The organism is Paludicola sp. MB14-C6 (assembly GCF_030908625.1).
Classification (GTDB): Bacteria; Bacillota; Clostridia; order Oscillospirales; family Ruminococcaceae; genus Paludihabitans.
The window spans coordinates 1,125,981-1,146,131 of record NZ_CP133133.1 but is presented as its reverse complement, the minus strand read 5'-3'; the positions used below and the strand labels follow the sequence as shown (position 1 = coordinate 1,146,131).

Annotated in this window: 13 protein-coding genes, 4 tRNA genes and 3 rRNA genes; 15 read left to right on the top strand and 5 right to left on the bottom strand. The window is 38.6% G+C overall.

Going from position 1 to position 20,151, the window contains the following annotated elements:
- Nucleotides 1–230 precede the first annotated feature (230 nt).
- From RBG61_RS05400 to sleB, 4 genes are all read right to left on the bottom strand, one after another.
- Nucleotides 231–1,658, bottom strand: coding sequence for an APC family permease (locus tag RBG61_RS05400; protein WP_307946478.1), 1,428 nt, complete (start codon nucleotides 1,656–1,658; stop codon nucleotides 231–233).
- A gap of 124 nt (nucleotides 1,659–1,782) precedes the next feature.
- Nucleotides 1,783–2,580 (bottom strand): SDR family oxidoreductase UcpA, encoded by a 798-nt coding sequence (gene ucpA, locus RBG61_RS05395; RefSeq protein ID WP_307946476.1) that lies wholly within the window; start codon nucleotides 2,578–2,580, stop codon nucleotides 1,783–1,785.
- A 54-nt stretch (nucleotides 2,581–2,634) separates the two neighbouring features.
- Nucleotides 2,635–4,047: an APC family permease gene (locus RBG61_RS05390; RefSeq protein WP_307946474.1), complete on the bottom strand. Its 1,413-nt coding sequence runs from the start codon at nucleotides 4,045–4,047 to the stop codon at nucleotides 2,635–2,637.
- Between the two features lie 593 nt (nucleotides 4,048–4,640).
- On the bottom strand, nucleotides 4,641–5,402 hold the full coding sequence (gene sleB, locus RBG61_RS05385) for a spore cortex-lytic enzyme (protein ID WP_307946472.1): 762 nt from the start codon (nucleotides 5,400–5,402) through the stop codon (nucleotides 4,641–4,643).
- A gap of 122 nt (nucleotides 5,403–5,524) precedes the next feature.
- Here sleB and RBG61_RS05380 point away from each other — a divergent pair, with 122 nt between their 5' ends.
- The 15 genes from RBG61_RS05380 to RBG61_RS05310 all read left to right on the top strand — a co-directional run bounded on the left by RBG61_RS05380 (nucleotide 5,525) and on the right by RBG61_RS05310 (nucleotide 19,622).
- Complete coding sequence (locus RBG61_RS05380) at nucleotides 5,525–5,668, top strand: hypothetical protein (protein WP_307946470.1); 144 nt, start codon at nucleotides 5,525–5,527, stop codon at nucleotides 5,666–5,668.
- Between the two features lie 279 nt (nucleotides 5,669–5,947).
- Nucleotides 5,948–6,619 carry a hydrogenase nickel incorporation protein HypB gene (hypB, locus tag RBG61_RS05375; RefSeq protein WP_307946467.1) on the top strand — a complete coding sequence of 224 codons (672 nt, stop codon included), beginning with the start codon at nucleotides 5,948–5,950 and terminating at the stop codon, nucleotides 6,617–6,619.
- A 70-nt stretch (nucleotides 6,620–6,689) separates the two neighbouring features.
- Nucleotides 6,690–9,359: an FAD-dependent oxidoreductase gene (locus RBG61_RS05370; RefSeq protein WP_307946464.1), complete on the top strand. Its 2,670-nt coding sequence runs from the start codon at nucleotides 6,690–6,692 to the stop codon at nucleotides 9,357–9,359.
- A 109-nt stretch (nucleotides 9,360–9,468) separates the two neighbouring features.
- The gene (locus RBG61_RS05365) at nucleotides 9,469–9,810 is read left to right on the top strand and encodes a hydrogenase maturation nickel metallochaperone HypA (protein WP_307946463.1); all 342 of its coding nucleotides are present in this window, start codon (nucleotides 9,469–9,471) and stop codon (nucleotides 9,808–9,810) included.
- A 210-nt stretch (nucleotides 9,811–10,020) separates the two neighbouring features.
- Nucleotides 10,021–10,860 carry a PPC domain-containing protein gene (locus tag RBG61_RS05360; protein ID WP_307946462.1) on the top strand — a complete coding sequence of 280 codons (840 nt, stop codon included), beginning with the start codon at nucleotides 10,021–10,023 and terminating at the stop codon, nucleotides 10,858–10,860.
- The gene (locus RBG61_RS05355; RefSeq protein WP_307946460.1) at nucleotides 10,851–11,369 is read left to right on the top strand and encodes a hypothetical protein; all 519 of its coding nucleotides are present in this window, start codon (nucleotides 10,851–10,853) and stop codon (nucleotides 11,367–11,369) included. The genes RBG61_RS05360 and RBG61_RS05355 overlap by 10 nt, the downstream gene beginning before the upstream one ends.
- A 67-nt stretch (nucleotides 11,370–11,436) precedes the next feature.
- Entirely contained in the window at nucleotides 11,437–12,330 is an 894-nt protein-coding gene (locus RBG61_RS05350; protein ID WP_307946459.1) for a hypothetical protein, read from the top strand.
- A gap of 730 nt (nucleotides 12,331–13,060) precedes the next feature.
- Nucleotides 13,061–14,577, top strand: a 16S ribosomal RNA gene (locus tag RBG61_RS05345).
- Nucleotides 14,578–14,814: 237 nt separating this feature from the next.
- Nucleotides 14,815–14,890 (top strand) — tRNA-Ala (locus RBG61_RS05340).
- Between the two features lie 70 nt (nucleotides 14,891–14,960).
- Nucleotides 14,961–15,037: transfer RNA gene (locus RBG61_RS05335), tRNA-Ile, on the top strand.
- A gap of 256 nt (nucleotides 15,038–15,293) precedes the next feature.
- Nucleotides 15,294–18,133: ribosomal RNA gene (locus RBG61_RS05330) — 23S ribosomal RNA — on the top strand.
- Nucleotides 18,134–18,206: 73 nt separating this feature from the next.
- A 5S ribosomal RNA gene (gene rrf, locus RBG61_RS05325) occupies nucleotides 18,207–18,323 on the top strand.
- The 16S, 23S and 5S rRNA genes sit together here with 4 tRNA genes alongside, the layout of an rRNA operon.
- Before the next feature lie 83 nt (nucleotides 18,324–18,406).
- Nucleotides 18,407–18,482 (top strand) — tRNA-Lys (locus RBG61_RS05320).
- 56 nt (nucleotides 18,483–18,538) lie between these two features.
- Nucleotides 18,539–18,614: transfer RNA gene (locus tag RBG61_RS05315), tRNA-Asn, on the top strand.
- 378 nt (nucleotides 18,615–18,992) lie between these two features.
- Entirely contained in the window at nucleotides 18,993–19,622 is a 630-nt protein-coding gene (locus tag RBG61_RS05310) for a hypothetical protein (RefSeq protein ID WP_307946458.1), read from the top strand.
- A 71-nt stretch (nucleotides 19,623–19,693) separates the two neighbouring features.
- On the opposite strand, the gene RBG61_RS05305 is transcribed toward RBG61_RS05310, so the two are convergent.
- Nucleotides 19,694–20,050, bottom strand: a complete 357-nt coding sequence (locus tag RBG61_RS05305) for a thiol-activated cytolysin C-terminal domain-containing protein (RefSeq protein ID WP_307946457.1) — start codon at nucleotides 20,048–20,050, stop codon at nucleotides 19,694–19,696.
- Nucleotides 20,051–20,151 lie beyond the last annotated feature (101 nt).

Here is a 20,151-nt window from a genome sequence, read left to right as displayed (position 1 = left end):
AAAGGCAAAAATAAAGCTCCTGTATATTAAAGTTAAGGTCTGCCAACCTAACAAAAAAATATACAGGAGGTCTTTCAAAAGGAAAGATATAAATAGTTTAACACATACATTAGTTTACCACATACAAAGAAAAACTGTAAATATTAAATTAGTTTACATCTAATATTTAAGAGTGGTATTATATCTAAGTAATATGAATAGATACGATAAAAGTTTGGGGTTGAAATAATTTAAAATTCCGTTGGTCCATCTGGTGTATCAATAACAACTTTTGTTTTTCTCCATTTAATAACAACCATCCAAAGCCAAAGGATTAGGCCGATTCCCATATATACCGCAAGCGAAACCCAAGAACCAATTCCTTGTCCTAACGTACAGAAGAAAGCAATTACTACTGAAATAATGAGTGCAAGATAACGAACAAAATTACCGCCTTTTAGATGATAGTCTGATTTCCAGTTCGAATGTTTTCTGTGAATTCGAATTGCTGAAATCATGGTTATAGCATAAGCACATGCACAAGCAAATGACATCAAATTGAAAAAGTCGTTCATAAAGGTTCCGGAATTTTGCAAAATTAAGAAAACAATTGAGACAACCAATAGCATGATGTTAGGCAGAATAGGTTGATGATGCTTATTAAGCTTTGCGAAGGATTTAGGTAGGAAATTAGAACGTCCCATAGCGTAAAGCAAACGGACTGTAGATAGCCAAAATCCGAGCAGACAGGTTCCAATAGCACAAAGAATCGCACAGATACCAAATAAAACAGCGCCTACTTTCCATCCTCCTCCTAGCTGCTCCATCATTGTAATAGCTAGGAAGCCTCCATTAGCGGCACCGCCTTTTTCTACAAGTGCCTTAACCGGCATACCTCCAAGTCCAACGAAGAAAAACGCATAAACAACTCCACAACTAACAACAGAACCCCAAATAGCTTTATTGCTGTCTTTCATTTCAAAGTCGCCCTCTTCTATCATTTGAGGAACTGTTTCAAATCCAAAGAACGGGGTAATTAAAAAGCCGAGTCCGATAATCCATAACGGAATACCCAAGGCTGGCTTTGCTTGTGAGTCAAAGAAGTTTGAGAAATTAGATAAGCTCCAAGAGCCTGAAAAAATAAATGCCAAAGACGCAATAATACATCCGCTTATTGCCAATATAAGCATAACTAATTGAATCTTTCCTGCTACTTCAACGTTTTGTAAACTTAATATAAAGTATACAATTAGTAAAACAGCAGCAATGATTTCAATAACTTTAAAGTTACTGCTGATTCCTGTGACACGAAAAACCCATTGTACAATTGCCATAACTGCGGCAGGAGGAACGGCTATCCATGCTGCCATAATCAACCAAGCAGAAAGAAAACCGAAATGTTTGTTAATACCAACAGTGTTGTAGATTAATTCTCCACCCGCCTTAGGAAATAGAGGTGCCATTTCGCAGTAGACAAACGCAATAGGAAGGATTAAGAGTGTCATGAGTATAAAAGCTAAAAATGTTCCTGATCCACAGTATTCATAAAAAATAGAATCCCAGTATCCTATAAAAGTAAAAATTGCACCTGCAGCAATTGCATAAACATAAATTAGCTTTAAGCTTCGATTCAACTTTGATTGTGTTGGTTGGGATTGATTTGAATTTTCTTTATTCATTAATTTTTCCACCATTCATTAAAGCATATAAAGGGTATATCCTTAAAAAAGAGCATAGTATAAGTGATATAATCAAGAGTGGTTATATCACTTATAAAGCTCCTTCATTTTGTTACATATAATATTAGTTTGTGCCGATACTCATTGTTTCAGGAAGTGTGCTACCACCATCGATAACAAATTGAGAACCAGTAATGTAACTAGACTCATCGCTTCCCAAGAAAGCAAATAATTCGCCAACTTCGATTGGTTTTGCCAATCTCTTCATTGGTACGCCTCTTGCGATGTCATTGATTGCGCTTTCTGGGTCTTCAGGATTAGATTCCAAAGCCATTTTCTCAACCATTGGTGTTCTTGCATAGCCTAATTGTGAGCAGTTTACACGGATGTTTCTGTCTGCATACTCTACAGCAAGACATTTTGTCAAACCAACTAGAGCTGCTTTAGACATTGCATATGCAGCTTCACCTGCATCTGCTACGATGTCACCTGTTACAGAAGATGCGATTACGATATTTCCGCCGCCATTTTTCAACATATAAGGGATAGCAGCTTGACAAGTGTTCCAAACGCCTTTGATATTAACATCAATGTGGAAGTCACGAGTTTCATCTGTCATTTCCTCAAATGGAGCAAGTCTGCATACGCCGGCATTGCAACATAGAACATTGATTTCGCCGAATTTTTCAACTGTTTGAGCAACAGCTGCTTTCATTTGCTCTTTGTCAGATACGCTGCCAACAAAAGTAATGATTTCTGCATTGTATTCTTTGCGAAGTTTTTCTGCTGTTTTTTCAACTTCTTTTGAAAGGTCTACCATGCAAATTTTTGCACCGTATTTTGCATAAGCAGTTGCGATGCCTTCTCCAAGTCCAACTGCGGCACCAGTAATTAGTGCTACTTTATTATCTAATTTAGCCATTATAGGTCCTCCTGTTAATTATGTAATGTAAATTTATTAAATATGAAATAAGAATTAATATTCTTTAATTCCTTCTGGAGTTTCAATAGTAACTTTGGATTTTTTCCATTTTACTAATACCATCCATAACCAAATAACTGCGCCCACGCCCATGTATACACCAAATGAAATCCATGAACCTTTACCTTGACCAAGGGTGCAGAAGTATGCGATAGTAACCATGATAATCATAGCCAGAATACGTGTGAAGTCTCCACCTTTTACCAAGTTCTTGTTGTCTTTATACCATTCGCCATGTTTTCTGTGAATTCTTACAGCAGAAATCATGGTTATTGCATATGCACAAGCACATCCGAAAGACATAAGGTTAAAGAAGTCATTCATAAAGGTAGTAGCATTTTGAATTAAAATAAATACTAAGCTAACTGCAAGTAAGAATATGTTTGGAAGAATTGGTTGTTGATGTTTGTTTACTTTCGTGAAAACTTCTGGAAGGAAGTTCTTTTTACCCATAGAGTACATCATACGAACAATTGACATCCAGAAACCTAGGATAGAAGCAGTCATACCCATTAGAATAGAGATGCAACCGTAAACTAATGGCCAAATTCTCCAACCTAAAAGATTCTTCATAGCAGTGATTGTCATAAATCCGTTTTGTGCGTCGCCTTTTAATAAGTTATCAAAAGAATCCAAGCCAGCTACGCAGAAAAAGAAGAACGCGTAAATTGCTCCACAAGTAATTACGGATCCGCAGATAGCCTTTTTGGTATTTGAAGTAGGGAAATCGCCTTCTTCTACCATTTGAGGTACAGTTTCAAAACCAAAGAAAGGTGTTATTAATAAAGCCATACCAATTACCCAACTAGGAATTCCGCCTGCAGGTTGTAGATTGGATTGGAACAGATGTCCAAGGTTTGAAAAGCTCCAATGTCCTGAAAACAGAAGTAAAATACCTGTGATTAATGTGGTAGCAATATTGGCAAACAGACATGTTGCTTGTGCCTTAACAAGAAATTTGATATCCTGAAGGCTCATGATAAATACCAATACTAAAATAAAAATACCGATCATCATAATATTTCGGAATGTTAGCCCCAAACCGAATGTACGGCTGATAAAAGTTGCAACTGCCATAACAACAGCAGGTGGAACTGAAATCCAAGCAGCCATGATTAGCCAAGAGGATAAAAAGCCAATATGCTTGTTAAATCCTACCGTATTGTAAATCAATTCACCGCCAGCCGTATGAAACATTGGTGATAGCTCGCTGTAAACCAGTGCAATTGGTAGAATTGCAAGAGTCATAAGGGCAAATGCTAGAAAGGTTCCAGCACCACAGTATGTAAAAAATACAGAGTCCCAATAACTTACGTAAGTAAATATGGAACCCGTTGCTACTGTGTAAACAAAAATTAATGCCAGACTTTTTTGTAGTCCTTTTTCTTTTTTTCCATTTGTAGTCAAGTTAGCCTACCTCCTTTTTACAAAATATTATATTCCAATGAAATTATCTATTCAAGTTAATTTTTTAACAAACATAATGAGAATTTTTTATGAATTTTTTACTAAAAAAAATATATAATCGATATTTAAATATCATTAAAATATAATAAATATTTTGTTTAAATAATAAGTGTTATTAATTATATTTTATTAAAGATTTAATATATTTTGTAGAAATAATAAAAAAATAACTTTTGAGGTAAAAAGATTTTTCTAAAGAAGCAGAGTTGAAGAACGTAATGATAGTATGAAATCGTAATGGTTTAAAGTAAAAAAGAATTTTTTGCGGTAATAGTTAAATATTATTATTATCGATTGACAAATAACCATAATTGGTATATTATGTATTGGTTGACTGTTACTTGTGGGAAGTAATACAACACTTGTTGTTTTGCAAAGTTGCATCATGTTAATTTAAAATCACTCTTTATACTTTTACAAGAGTAACTTTGCGTAAAACGGGATGGGGATATAAAATAGTAAATGGAAAAGGAACGCTTGTGGCGTTCCTTTTCCATTTTAAGAGGAAAGAAAGTGTATCGATCAAAAGAGGACTAGCTACAGAATAAATGTTTACCTATACGTTTAATAACAGGTCGAGTACGAATCCATTTGTTACTTGTTTTATCCGGATTGTAATAATAGATTGCTCCACCGGAAGGATCTTGTCCATTTAACGCATCTTTAGCGGCTTTATAAGCGGAATCAGCAATGGGTTCGTTGAATTGTCCGTCTACAATAGCTGTAAATGCACCTTCTTGATAAATTACACCTGAAAGTGTATCCGGAAAGCTGGGGTGTTCTACACGATTTAAAACAACTGCTCCAACGGCAACCTGTCCAGTGTAAGTTTCGCCACGTGCTTCTGCAGATATAATTCTCGCAAGTAAGTTTACATTAGCTTCGGTTGCGGAAGGCATGGTACCAATTGAAATGCCCAATTTTTTCAAAGTTGCAGGTCCTACAATACCGTCTTGGGTGAGCTTTTGTTGTTTTTGAAACTTCTTAACAGCACTTTCGGTTGTAGGACCAAATATGCCATCAACTGTGCCATTGAAAATGCCACGCTCTTTTAACTTTTCTTGAATTGCCTTAACTTCACTTCCTTGTGAACCAACTTTAGAAAGAGTAGGTTGAATCGTATAAGGGGGAGTAGAAGTATTGTCGAATATGATTCCGGTAATCAGCAAGCAAAAACAAATGATAAAAGGAACAGCAAGATATAGTCTTCTTTCCAAATCACCTTGTTTGTGTGGTTTACGAAATCCAATTTCGATAATTTTAGGTTCTTTTTTATTATGAGTCTTATTATTCATGCAATCACCTTTATCTTATTGGGATGGTTTGGAATTATTTTATCCGCTTTTCAATTGTATATACAACTACTTTTCACGAAATATAAAAGAAATAATATAATGTAGTGAGGTTGGTGATTGCAATGATAGAAGATTTAATATGTGGAATTATAATTTTGACATTATCCATTCTAATTACATACATGATAGAAAAACGTAAAAAATACTATCAAAAAAAGCATATGCAAGAATCACAAAAATGCGAACGTGAAGAAACAAATAAATAGTTTTTGGGCAAGAATACTTGAAATAACATTACGTATTTTACTGCGATTCTGGCTAATCATTATTTGAGATTGGTTGCATACCAATCTTATTTTTTTATGAAAAAATTATTTGATAATATTGCAATGAGTAGGTTGTGTATTTGTGTTAAAAACATTGATTTCATACCCAAATTATGTTAAGATATTAACAAGGTTTGTATTGATTTTGCATAAATACATATATACAACATTTATGACACATATCAAGCAAACAAATATGGACGAAATAGGGGAGAATGAATGGATAATTTTAGAGTAATTGAGATTAAGAAAAGTGTTTTCGAAGATAACAACCATCAAGCGGATTTACTAAGAAAAGAGTTGAAAAGAGAAAAAACATTTTTACTTAATTTAATGTCATCACCAGGTTCAGGCAAAACGACCACTCTTTTAAGGACAATTGAAGCTTTAAAAGATGAAATGAAAATTGGTGTTATGGAAGCAGATATCGATTCCGATGTGGATGCAAAAACCATAGCAACAACTGGAGCAAAGGTAATACAGCTTCACACGGGCGGAATGTGTCATCTTGATGCAGGAATGACCGAGCAAGGACTTCAGGCACTTGATACAAAGGACATTGATTTTGCAATTCTGGAAAACGTAGGTAACCTTGTATGTCCTGCAGAATTTGATACAGGTGCATCTAAAAATGCAATGATTTTAAGTGTACCGGAAGGTGATGATAAGCCTTTAAAATATCCTTTGATGTTCTCAATTGTTGATGTATTACTCATTAACAAAATCGATACTTTGGATTACTTTGATTTTGATTTAGAAGCGGTAAAAGAGCGTGCAACAAAGTTGAATCCGAATATAAAAATTATTCCTATTTCAGCAAAAACCGGTAAAGGTATTGATGAATGGGCAAATTGGATACGTACTGCAGTAAAAGAATGGAACCAAGCATAGGTTGTACAGTTTACGCATATTGATTAACATACGACATTAGAAATGAAACAGATGAATATAGGAGGTAAATATGGTAAAGCAAAAAGTACTTCAATTTGCAAATCAAGTGAGCAATAATAAACCTGGATCAAAAGGCTGGTTTAATGAAGAAGATCCACGATATAAAATTTTAGAGCTGGTTGTAACGGAGGAAATGGCAGATCTTTTATTATGCATGAAAATTCGTACAAAATTTACAGCTCAACAACTTTCAGAATTAAGCGGTAAAACTTTGGAAAAGACAACAGAGTTAATGCTGAAACTTGCAGAGATAGGTGTGTGCTTTGTTGACGATATCAACGGGGTTGACCATTTTTGGTACGAAACATGGGTACCCGGAATTATGGAGATGATGGTTAACAACAAAGATAACGTTGCAAACTATCCACAAATTCCTGCAAGCTTTGACGCTTATGGTATTGTAAATGGACCTCGTTCAACAGGCAGTTTCCCTCCTGGTGTTGGTTTAATGCGTGTTATCCCTGTAGAAAAAGCAATTGACGGCGAAACAAGAAGAGCATCTTATGAAGAAATTTCAAAATATTTGAATGAGAGTACTGATTTTTCTGTTTCCAACTGTTCTTGTCGTACAGCAAGAGAGGCCGCTGGTGAGGGCTGTGGTCACTTAAAAGAAGATATGTGTATTCAATTGGATCACGCAGCAAGATATTATATCAGAACAGGAAGAGGACGTAAAATTACCAGAGAAGAAGCATTTGAGATTATTCAACGTGCAGAAGAGAATGGCTTAATGCATCAGATTCCTAACCTTGATGGTTCTGGCAAAACACATGCTATTTGTAACTGCTGTGGATGTTCCTGCCTTGCATTAAGAGGCGCTGAAATGTTTATGAACGCAGACATGGTTCGTTCAAACTATGTTTCACATGTCGATAAGGATAAGTGTGTTGCATGTGGCGAATGTGTGGAAAACTGTCCTGTAAACGCATTACAACTTGGCCAAAAGCTATGTTCTACAAAACCGGTTGTTGAAGCAATCGTAAGAAAAGAAACTCCACGTAATACTGAATGGGGACCTGAAAAATGGAATACAGATTATCGTATTAATAGAAAAAATGTTGTTGAGACAGGAACAAGCCCATGTAAAACAGAATGTCCGGCACATATTGCAATTCAAGGATACATAAAGCTTGCATCACAAGGTAGATATAGTGAAGCACTTGAGCTGATTAAACATGAAAATCCATTTCCTGCTGTTTGTGGACGTATTTGTCCAAGAAAATGCGAGTCTGCTTGTACTCGTGGCGATTTAGACGCACCGATTGCTATTGATGAAATTAAAAAATTCATTGCAGAGCAAGACTTGAATGCAGCTCATAGATATGTACCAAAAAAGCGTCATGAATATGGCAAACAAATTGCAATTGTGGGTGCAGGACCTGCCGGCCTTTCTTGTGCATATTTCTTAGCAATTGATGGCTATAAAGTAACCGTATTTGAAAAGCAAAAAGCGTTAGGTGGTATGCTTACTCTCGGTATTCCATCATTTAGATTGGAAAAAGAAGTAGTAAACGCAGAAATAGATATTCTTAAAGAGCTTGGTGTTACATTTAAATCAGGTGTTGAAGTGGGTAAGGATATAACCTTAGCTGAATTAAGAAAACAAGGCTTTGAAGCGTTCTATTTAGCAATTGGTGCACAAGCTGGAAGAAAGCTTGGCATTGAAGGTGAAGATGCTGAAGGCGTTGTTTCTGGTGTCGACTTTGTACGAGAAGTAAACCTTGGCAATATCGCACATATTGAAGGTAAAACAGTTGTAATTGGTGGTGGCAACGTGGCGATTGACGTTGCAAGAAGTGCAACCAGAGTTGGCGCATCACAAGTTGAGATGTTTTGTTTGGAAAGCAGAAACGAAATGCCTGCTTTAGAAGAAGAAATTGAAGAAGCATTAGAAGAAAACATTGCAATCAACAACTCATGGGGACCAAAACGCATCGTTGTGGAAAATGGTCGTGTAACTGGCGTTGAATTTAGAAAATGTGTTTCTGTATTTGATGAAAATCATAGATTTAACCCTGTATATGATGAAAACGACACTAAGATTGTACCTTGTGACCATGTTTTATTATCCGTTGGCCAATCGATTGATTGGGGCAATATGCTTTCAGACAGCAAGGTTGAGATTAACCCAAATCAAACAGTAAAAGCAGATGGATTTACCTATCAAACAGCCGAACCGGATATTTTTGTTGGTGGCGATGCATACACAGGTCCGAAATACGCAATTGATGCAATTGCTGCAGGTAAACAAGCTGCAATCTCTATTCACCGTTTTGTTCAACCTGGTCAAAGCTTGGTAAACGGTCGTGACCGTCGAGAGTATCATTCTTTAGATAAAGATAGTTTGGTAATCGAAGGCTATGACAATACACCAAGACAAAGTGCAGGCCATAACAAGGAAAGAACAGCTCATGATGTCTTTAAAGATTGTCGTGTTACATTTACAGAAGAGCAAATGAAAAAAGAGACAGAGCGTTGCCTAGGCTGCGGTGCAACTGTTGTAGATGAGTTCTTGTGTGTTGGTTGCGGTCAATGTACAACAAAATGTAAATTTGATGCCATTTCTCTTGTTCGGAAATATGACAAAGAAGGCGTTGCTTATGAAAAGCTAAAGCCTACTATCGTAAAAACGGTATTAAAACGTAAGGTTAAAATTGCCGCTAGAAAGCTTTTTAAGTAATACTTGTTGATATTAGTTTGAATGAACAAGAATAACAGACACTAATTGTAGACGAAAGGGGACGTTAAGTTCCCTTTCGTTTTTAAGGATAGGGATGAGGTGAAAAGACTTGCATGAATTAGGAGTGGTTTTTGAGGTAGCAAAAACGGTAGAGAAAATCGCTGTACAAAATCAACTAACAAAAATAGACACTATTGTTTTGCAAATTGGAGAGTTATCCTCTATGATTCCAAAATATATTGAAGAGTGCTATCCTGCCGCAGTAGATGGCACTTTGCTGCAAGATACCAAATTAGAAATTGAGATATTGCCGGGTAATGCGCTTTGCAAAGAATGTAATAAGGTATTCAATTTGAAAGAAAACAAAGGTATTTGTCCATGCTGTAATCATAAAAATTGGGAATTGTTAAGTGGTAAAGAATTTTTGATAAAAGAAATCATTGCCTGCTAAGATAATGCTTCCTAGCTAAATAAAAAGAAGAGAGCCGACGTCGTGTCGGCTTTTTATTTCGTTTCCATTTTGTTACCAGTAAATACTTGACATTTTTGATATATATATATAATATGGGTATTAAGAGAAGTTGGTTTGGAGTCCTCTTAATAATCATTCGTCTGAAACATTGGATACGAATACGTATCGGTAAAAGTAAGGAGAATTATTATGAAAAAGGTTAACAAAAGGATTTCGGCTTTAGTCAGTTTAATGTTAGTGGTAACAATGGCATGTACCCTTAGTTCCAATGCTTTTGCATTAAATGTTCCGTCATCAGGTAGAGTTATACCAGACCCTGATCGTGCAGAGTTTTCAAAAGATCGGATAGAAAAAGTAGATAGCGGTTTATCAATCACACCATTCTCTTATAATAATGTTTCTATGCCAGGTGAGGCGGAGTCAAATAATACAATGGGATCTGCTGACTCGATATCATTAACTAGTGGAAGGACAGCTGCGATAAATACTTCATCAGATATTGATTGGTTTGTGTTTAGCCCAACTTCATCAGGTAGATATCGTATTGATGCGTCTGATATACCAACGGGTACGGATTACGATATGCAATTATATGATGCAAGCAATAATTCGATGGGATCATCAACAAGCGGAAATCCGTATGAAACAATTATTGTAAACTTGGCTGCTAGTGCGAATTATTATCTTCGGGTATACTCTTATAATAGTGCAACATATTCAAATTCTAATTATTGTGTAACTGTTACAAATGACTCATGTGCTTTGCTTAATTGGAACTATCCTTTTGCAGGAACAAATCTGCCTAAGTACGTATCTTCTAAATATGGATATAGAACAGGACAATATGCGGGTAATCATTATGGAGTCGATTTGGGTGATTGTTCAGGCCTTCCACTCTATAGTGCAACTGAAGGGACTTGGCTTTCAAAGGCTCGGATTTATCAACTACTATGGGTCACTATGCTGGAGTCCAAGCATCGTCCTATTCAGCACCAAATTCAAATACGATTGTTACATATATGCACATGACGGATCCGACACCTATAGCTGTATATGATTCAGTATCCACAAGTACGCTTTTGGGATATGTTGGCGGTAGTGGTAAGGGTTCAGAAACAGCCTATAGTCCTCACTTACATTTGCAGGTTAGCACTAATGGTTCTGTTGCAGCTCAGAGTTATGCTGATACATTAAATCCACTACGTTTTTTCCCTAATATAAACTTTATAGGTGATGTAGATTATAATGAAAAAAATTATTTAGCAAGCTCTACTACTAAAATCGAATCAAAAGCAGAAAGCATCCCTGAATCATACTATTTATTGGATAGCAATTTAATTGATTATGTTGGTCAAAAAAAGTTTGATTCTTGGCTAGAAAAAGTGAATGAAGTAGATTGCAATGTACCTGGATTTTTAAAGTATTTCAATATTAGCGATAGTAAGTGTACTGAAATTCTAACAACGAAAGGTGTGAGCAAATACTATGGTATTGAAAAAGTATTTGCATACAGAGACAAACTTGCTAAAGAAAAATAGATGTAATTGCCTTAAAGCTATTACCATTGCACTTGCTTTTTTACTCTTGTTTTTTTCGGCAGCGTGCATGAAGACTAGGCTAAATAACAATAATAAGCTAGAGAATGGTGAAGCTGATGCTTCTTTTTATCCAACTTCAAGTAAAACGGAAGGATCAAACGAAAATACCAGTACAGAAAGTGAACATAGTATCGCCATAGAAGAAAACTCAATATATCGCCGATTTGATGGGGGGAGTAAGCTTACGAATTTGTTTGGTAAACGATGCTATGAGTTGATAGAAGGAACTAATGAGTCTGAACTGGTAAAAGTACTTGATATGATAGATGACCTTACCCAATTATATAATGTAGGACAATACCCTTATAAAAAAGGTGATAAGGTTGATTTAGGCGGTCATGTATTACAACTAGCGAGAGGAGAAAATGCTCAAAATGTTTTTTCGGTATTTTCTGCACGTGCAGCTGACTGGATTAACAAATACCCTAAAACTGATACTTTTATAGGTGCTCAAGAAAATTATGTTGAGAAGAAATATGTTGATGAAGTCATTGACCGGTATTTTTGTATTGATAGGCAAAATATAACCTTCGATGGTATACGGCAAAATTATATTCAAGAAGAAGATGTATATACATTTCCCAGTATAGGAAAGGATGTAGATACATTACCTATTTTGTTATCTTATGAAGAAAAACAGAATAAGATAGAATGTGTGTTCAGTTTTGTAAGCCATAGTTTAGTGTATCATGATAGTAAATTGTTAATTGAAGTAGAAGAAGGTAGTACTATACCAATTGGCAAGTTCCAAGTGAGCAAAAGGACCTTACCTGAACTAGGTGAAGTCAATTACGCACAACCATACATTTCTCTACAAGATCAGAAGAAACTGAATAAAGTAAAATTCATTTTCTGCAAAGATGGCAATAACTTAAAGATACATAGTATAGAATATGTATAACAACCGCCAAGAGCCGACGTCGTGTCGGCTTTTTTATCTTCGTTTCCCTCATATATAATGAAGCGTAATCAAAAACAAGACTTCCCCAACAATTTCCTTACATAAAACGGTTGACAAAAGGGAATAGCTATGATAATATAGACAAGCTGTCTTTTGAGAGCAACGCTAATAATCAAATATTAGTGTGGTCAAAATCGAATGAAGCTACTGGATTTGTGGTAACAAATTGGAGTTCTAGAAACATGGGGAACATGACAACGAGGAGCAAAGATAACCGAGAAAAAAGAAGAAAAAAGATGTTGACAAAAAGCTTCGCATATGATAGAATATAAAAGTTGTCAAAACGACCTACTAAAACGGAAACGAGTTAGAAAAACCTCGAAAATCAAGTAAAAAAATGCTTGACAAAAGAGAGCGGTTGTGATAAGATAATAAAGCTGCTCGAAAGAGTAGACACAACGAGCGAAAGCCGTTAAACACTGAAAAAACTTTAAAAAATAAAGAAAAAAAGTGCTTGACAAAAACGCTTGAGTGTGATAAAATAATTAAGCGTCAAACGACGGAAACGTTGTGAGACAAGCTGCTGAAAACAGCAGAGTGGATCTTGAAAATTAAACAATGTAAATTTAAAATGAATTAATCATACCCGATAAATTCAAAAAAACAGGAAAATACGACAGTAAGTAATGAACCAGATTATAAAGCTTGATTAAAAGCGTATAATACAATTTTAATTAAGAGTTTGATCCTGGCTCAGGACGAACGCTGGCGGCGCGCCTAACACATGCAAGTCGAACGAAGTATGAGGGAGCTTGCTCCCGAATACTTAGTGGCGGACGGGTGAGTAACGCGTGAGTAACCTGCCTTTCAGAGGGGGATAACAACCGGAAACGGTTGCTAATACCGCATAATATATTGAAACCGCATGGTTTTAATATCAAAGGAGCAATCCGCTGAAAGATGGACTCGCGTCCAATTAGCTAGTTGGTGAGGTAATGGCTCACCAAGGCGACGATTGGTAGCCGGACTGAGAGGTTGAACGGCCACATTGGGACTGAGACACGGCCCAGACTCCTACGGGAGGCAGCAGTGGGGAATATTGCACAATGGGGGAAACCCTGATGCAGCGACGCCGCGTGAGGGAAGAAGGTTTTCGGATTGTAAACCTCTGTCCTTGGTGAAGATAATGACGGTAACCAAGGAGGAAGCCACGGCTAACTACGTGCCAGCAGCCGCGGTAATACGTAGGTGGCAAGCGTTGTCCGGAATTACTGGGTGTAAAGGGAGCGTAGGCGGGGGTGCAAGTTGAATGTTAAATCTATGGGCTCAACCCATATTCGCGTTCAAAACTGCATTTCTTGAGTGAAGTAGAGGTAGGCGGAATTCCTAGTGTAGCGGTGAAATGCGTAAATATTAGGAGGAACACCAGTGGCGAAGGCGGCCTACTGGGCTTTAACTGACGCTGAGGCTCGAAAGCGTGGGTAGCAAACAGGATTAGATACCCTGGTAGTCCACGCTGTAAACGATGATTACTAGGTGTGGGGGGACTGACCCCTTCCGTGCCGCAGTTAACACAATAAGTAATCCACCTGGGGAGTACGACCGCAAGGTTGAAACTCAAAGGAATTGACGGGGGCCCGCACAAGCAGTGGAGTATGTGGTTTAATTCGAAGCAACGCGAAGAACCTTACCAGGTCTTGACATCCTAAGACCACTTAAGAGATTAAGTTTTCCCTTCGGGGACTTAGTGACAGGTGGTGCATGGTTGTCGTCAGCTCGTGTCGTGAGATGTTGGGTTAAGTCCCGCAACGAGCGCAACCCTTATTTTTAGTTGCTACATTCAGTTGAGCACTCTAGAGAGACTGCCGTTGACAAAACGGAGGAAGGTGGGGATGACGTCAAATCATCATGCCCCTTATGACCTGGGCTACACACGTACTACAATGGCTATTAACAAAGGGAAGCGAAGCCGCGAGGTGGAGCAAATCCCCAAAAATAGTCTCAGTTCGGATTGTAGGCTGAAACTCGCCTATATGAAGTCGGAATTGCTAGTAATCGTAGATCAGCATGCTACGGTGAATACGTTCCCGGGCCTTGTACACACCGCCCGTCACACCATGAGAGTTGGCAACACCCGAAGTCGATAGTCTAACCGCAAGGAGGACGTCGCCGAAGGTGGGGTTAATGATTGGGGTGAAGTCGTAACAAGGTAGCCGTATCGGAAGGTGCGGCTGGATCACCTCCTTTCTATGGAGTCAGACGTTACAGTAATGTAATGGATTGAGTGTGAGCATAAACACACAAAGAAAAAAGATGCACGATAAATTTCTTACAAGTCGTCCTGATTTACATTGTTTAATTTTGAGGATCCACTATTAAGAGAAATCTAAATAGTATCTTCAAAAAATGGGAATAGCGGTAAAGAACCAAATCCTGAAGCGCATAGCAAAAGTAAATTTGCAAACAAATTAACTTTGAATATGTGGGGGTGTAGCTCAGCTGGGAGAGCACCTGCCTTGCACGCAGGGGGTCAGGAGTTCGATCCTCCTCATCTCCACCAGTAATCGAAAGATTACAACTAAGGGATAAGGAAGAAACCGAACAAACCAGAGCCGAGATTCTAATAAGACGGGCTAATAGCTCAGCTGGTTAGAGCACACGACTGATAATCGTGAGGTCGGTGGTTCGAGTCCACTTTAGCCCACCAGTAATTCAACATTCAAGAATCTTAGATTTGCGAAACGAGAATTACAAAAATAGCAGAAACTGAGACGCGATATTGCGTTCGCAGGCACTGCGATGGTATCTTGAAAACTGAACAATGAAAGTAAGAATGCGAAATAAATTAAAATATTTTATGCGACTAATAAAGTGAAGAACTAATTAGGGTAAAAAATACTACAAATAATATTTTTGCGTTGTGAACTTAGAATAATCATTATGAATTTAATTATATAATTCGAGGTTAAGCTACAAAGGGCGCAGGGCGGATGCCTTGGCATTAGGAGCCGATGAAGGACGTGGCAAGCTACGAAAAGTTACGGGGAGTCGCAAGCAGACATTGATCCGTAAATATCCGAATGGAGCAATCCACGTGAGGTAATGCTCACGTATCATATACTGAATACATAGGTATATGAGGGGAACCACCTGAACTGAAACATCTAAGTAGGGTGAGGAAGAGAAATCAAAAGAGATTCCGCAAGTAGTGGCGAGCGAACGCGGAACAGGCCAAACCTAAGGTAGAAATACCGTAGGGGTTGCGGACTGCATTTAGCATTGACGAAGTTTAGTTGAAGTGTATGGGAAGGCACACCAAAGAAAGTGAGAGTCTTGTAAACGAAAAACAGAGTCAGCGAGCAGTATCCAGAGTACCGCGGGACACGAGAAATCCCGTGGGAAGCCGGGGGGACCACCCTCCAAGCCTAAACACTACCTAATGACCGATAGCGAAGAGTACTGTGAAGGAAAGGTGAAAAGCACCCCGGGAGGGGAGTGAAATAGAACCTGAAACCCTGTGCCTACAAGCACATAGAGCCCGTCAACGGGTGATATGGTACCTATTGTAGAATGGTCCGGCGAGTTATATTATGCAGCAAGGTTAAGCACTTAAGGTGTGGAGCCGCAGGGAAGCCGAGTCTGAATAGGGCGAAATAGTTGCATGATATAGACCCGAAACCGAGTGACCTATCCATGTCCAGGCTGAAGTGGGAGTAAAATCTCATGGAGGGCCGAACCGACCTCCGTTGAAAAGGCGGCGGATGAGGTGTGGATAGCGGAGAAATTCCAATCGAACTCGGATATAGCTGGTTCTCCTCGAAATAGCTTTAGGGCTAGCGTTATGTTAGATTACCGGAGGTAAAGCACTGAATGGGCTAGGGGCCGAGAGGTTACCGAACCCTATCAAACTCTGAATGCCGGATAATTGATGCATAGCAGTCAGACTGTGTGAGATAAGTTTCATAGTCAAAAGGGAAAGAGCCCAGACCCACAGCTAAGGTCCCAAATTACATTTAAGTGGAAAAGGATGTGGAACTGCTAAAACAACCAGGATGTTGGCTTAGAAGCAGCCATTCATTCAAAGAGTGCGTAATAGCTCACTGGTCGAGTGGTTCTGCGCCGAAAATTTAACGGGGCTAAAATGTAAACCGAAGCTTGGGATTTGTCGTAAGACAAGTGGTAGAGGAGCGTCGTATAAGGGGAGAAGTCGCAGCGAAAGCGGCGGTGGACTTTATACGAGTGAGAATGCCGGAATGAGTAGCGAGAATTATGTGAGAATCATAATGGCCGAAAGCCTAAGGTTTTAGGAGGAAGGTTCGTCCGCTCCTAGTAAGCCGGGAGCTAAGGTGAGGCCGAGAGGCGTAGCCGATGCACATACGGTTGAAATTCCGTAGCCTCCAAAAGATTTAAACAAAGGGACACTTTCAAAGCGCTTGAGCCGGGCGATGGTAGACCCGGTCGTAAGGGACCGAAAATTAGTAGGGAAGCAAGCGTAGAGGAAGGCGAGAAAAGCTTTGTGTATATCTTCGGAGCCCGTACCGCAAACCGACACAGGTAGGTAGGAAGAAAATTCTAAGGCCAACGGGAGAAGGGTTGTTAAGGAACTCGGCAAGTTGACCCCGTAACTTAGGGAGAAGGGGTGCTCTTGGAAACAAGAGCCGCAGAGAATAGGCCCAGGCGACTGTTTAGCAAAAACACAGGTCTCTGCTAAATCGAAAGATGACGTATAGGGGCTGACACCTGCCCGGTGCCGGAAGGTTAAGAGGAGGAGTGAGAGCTCTGAATTGAAGCCCCGGTAAACGGCGGCCGTAACTATAACGGTCCTAAGGTAGCGAAATTCCTTGTCAGGTAAGTTCTGACCCGCACGAATGGTGTAACGATCTGGGCACTGTCTCAACAACCCGCCCGGCGAAATTGTAGTACCGGTGAAGATGCCGGTTACCCGCGACTAGACGGAAAGACCCCATGGAGCTTTACTGTAGCTTAATATTGGATTTCGGTATATGATGTATAGGATAGGTGGGAGACTAGGAAACCAAGGCGTCAGCTTTGGCGGAGTCACTGTTGGAATACCACTCTTCATGTGCTGAAATTCTAACCTGCGCCCGTGAATCCGGGTGGGGGACATTGTTAGGTGGGCAGTTTGACTGGGGCGGTCGCCTCCAAAAGAGTAACGGAGGCGCTCAAAGGTTCGCTCAGCACGGACGGAAACCGTGCTTTTGAGTGTAAACGCATAAGCGAGCCTAACTGCGAGAATGACGGTTCGAGCAGTAACGAAAGTTGGAGTTAGTGATCCGGCGGTATGTGAGTGGAAATGCCGTCGCTCAACGGATAAAAGCTACCCTGGGGATAACAGGCTGATCTCCCCCAAGAGTCCACATCGACGGGGAGGTTTGGCACCTCGATGTCGGCTCATCGCATCCTGGGGCTGTATTCGGTCCCAAGGGTTTGGCTGTTCGCCAATTAAAGCGGTACGCGAGCTGGGTTCAGAACGTCGTGAGACAGTTCGGTCCCTATCTGTCGTGGGCGTAGGATATTTGAAAGGAGCTGTCCCTAGTACGAGAGGACCGGGATGGACGCACCTCTGGTGCACCAGTTGTCAGGCCTACTGGCACAGCTGGGCAGCTATGTGCGGAACGGATAAACGCTGAAGGCATCTAAGCGTGAAGCCGCCCTTAAGATAAGATATCCCACTGAGTTAATCAGGTAAGACCCCTTGTAGACTACGAGGTTGATAGGCTCAAAGTGTAAGTGCAGTGATGTATTTAGCTAGCGAGTACTAATCGGTCGAGGGCTTAACCTCAAATCATGATGGTTTAAGTTCATGAAAATCTTACAATCATTGTTTAGTTTTGAAGATATCAAATTCTTCAATAGACGGTGCTGATAGCGATGAGGATCCACCTGTTCCCATACCGAACACAGAAGTTAAGCTCATCTACGTCGAAAATACTTGGCTGGCGACGGCCTGGGAAGATAGATAAGTGCCGTCACAATAATGAATAGTGATTAGCAGCTTTGCCTGCTGATCGCTGTTTATTACTTTAAAAGTAAACTGTTGAAGCTGTGCTCAGATGCACCAATAGCTCAGCTGGTAGAGCAACTGACTCTTAATCAGTAGGTCCAGGGTTCGAGCCCCTGTTGGTGTACCAAACTTTTTTTGTTGTTCTATTTTAACTTCAGAATACATATATAAATTAATATACATTCCTCTTTAGCTCAGTTGGTAGAGCATGCGGCTGTTAACCGCAGGGTCGTTGGTTCGAGTCCAACAAGGGGAGCCAAAAAGAAAACCAAGAACTTTTGTTCTTGGTTTTCTTTTTGCTTACTAAACTGAATTCAATCAACCCTGAGTTTCCATTGCAGTATTGCGGCTGTTATCTGCACCGTGCTACCGCGCTTGCCTGTGGCAGATGAAGCGGTAGGGCGGTGACCGCCGAAACAGAAAGATTTGCGAAGTGAATAACGAGCAAAACGACCATGTTTCAAGGAGAAAAGGTCATTGGTTCAAGCCCAACTTGTGTTGAAGAGAAATAGCTTTATTAATAGTCTTATTTTGTTGTATCTTGAATATTGAAATGGTATAATTATACTATAAATAAAAAATTATTATGGTGTACAATTCTATAGTTAACATATTCTTATTAAGTTTAGGTGATTTTATGAAAATTGAAGTAGCCAATTCATTATCGGGATACATAGAAACGTTATATATCCTCAATAAAAAATTAATTAAATTGTGTGGAAGTGATTATTATACACCTGATTATGAATTTGATAGTAAAGCAATCTTGGATATAATTCAAGATATTCCAAGGCTAATTCCATATTCCAAAAGTAAGGATGGTAAGAAACTTGAATATAAAAATAGAGATGGACTATTAGAATATAGTAATGACATTGATTATTTAAAGAATGATTATGATGAAATATTAAAGAACAACTATGATTTTTTAGATAAAATAAAAGACGTCAGAAACAAATATGAGCACAAGTTACATGATATACAGTTATTATCATATGGTGGTGGCTCTTTGATCATATTTGAATTTATATTAAAAATAGAGGATAAAATAATTAAAATAGATTCTGATAATCTTATTAAGCTGATTAAGCAACTAAACAAATTGTTTTCTAAAATTATAATTGACATTAAAGCTTGTGCAGAAGCAAATAATAAACAGGAGTATCCGTATTATAAAAAAATTTCAAGATTCGATTTTAATGATTTTAATTTAATATATGAATCTGATTTGTTAAGAAAAATTGGTAAAGCTCTGTATAACTTTTAAAATACTATACAATTTATTATAGCATATCATATAGTAGGAAAGCTACAACATGATGTTGTAGCTTTCTTTGTTTATATAATATGTTGCGAAACGTGTTCTGTTGGCGGCGATACTGTTACCTTGGGGTTCATTACAGTACCGGAAGTGGTAAATGTAGTACAAATATCTGTTGGAAGATTTCTTGCATCACATGCTCTTTTCCACATGTCCCAAGCAAGACCGGTGCAGGTTTCAATGCTTACACATAAGTTGATTACTTTTTTATTCGAAGAAATGATATGGGTAAAATTGTTTTCCACAGAATGAGAGTAATAACTTTTCGTTGTAGATTGTTCGTTCGTGGCTGTTTCGTTGTCAAGTTCTTCCCAAGTAGCAATAAAGCGAGCAATAAAACAACCGTTATGTATTAACTTTATTAAATCAGCCATTCTTTTACCTCCTTGTTTTTTAATATGCAAGGACACGTAAAAATATACCTTGTTTGAGATGATATATGAAATACAGCTTAAGAAACAATTAAAGTCAATGT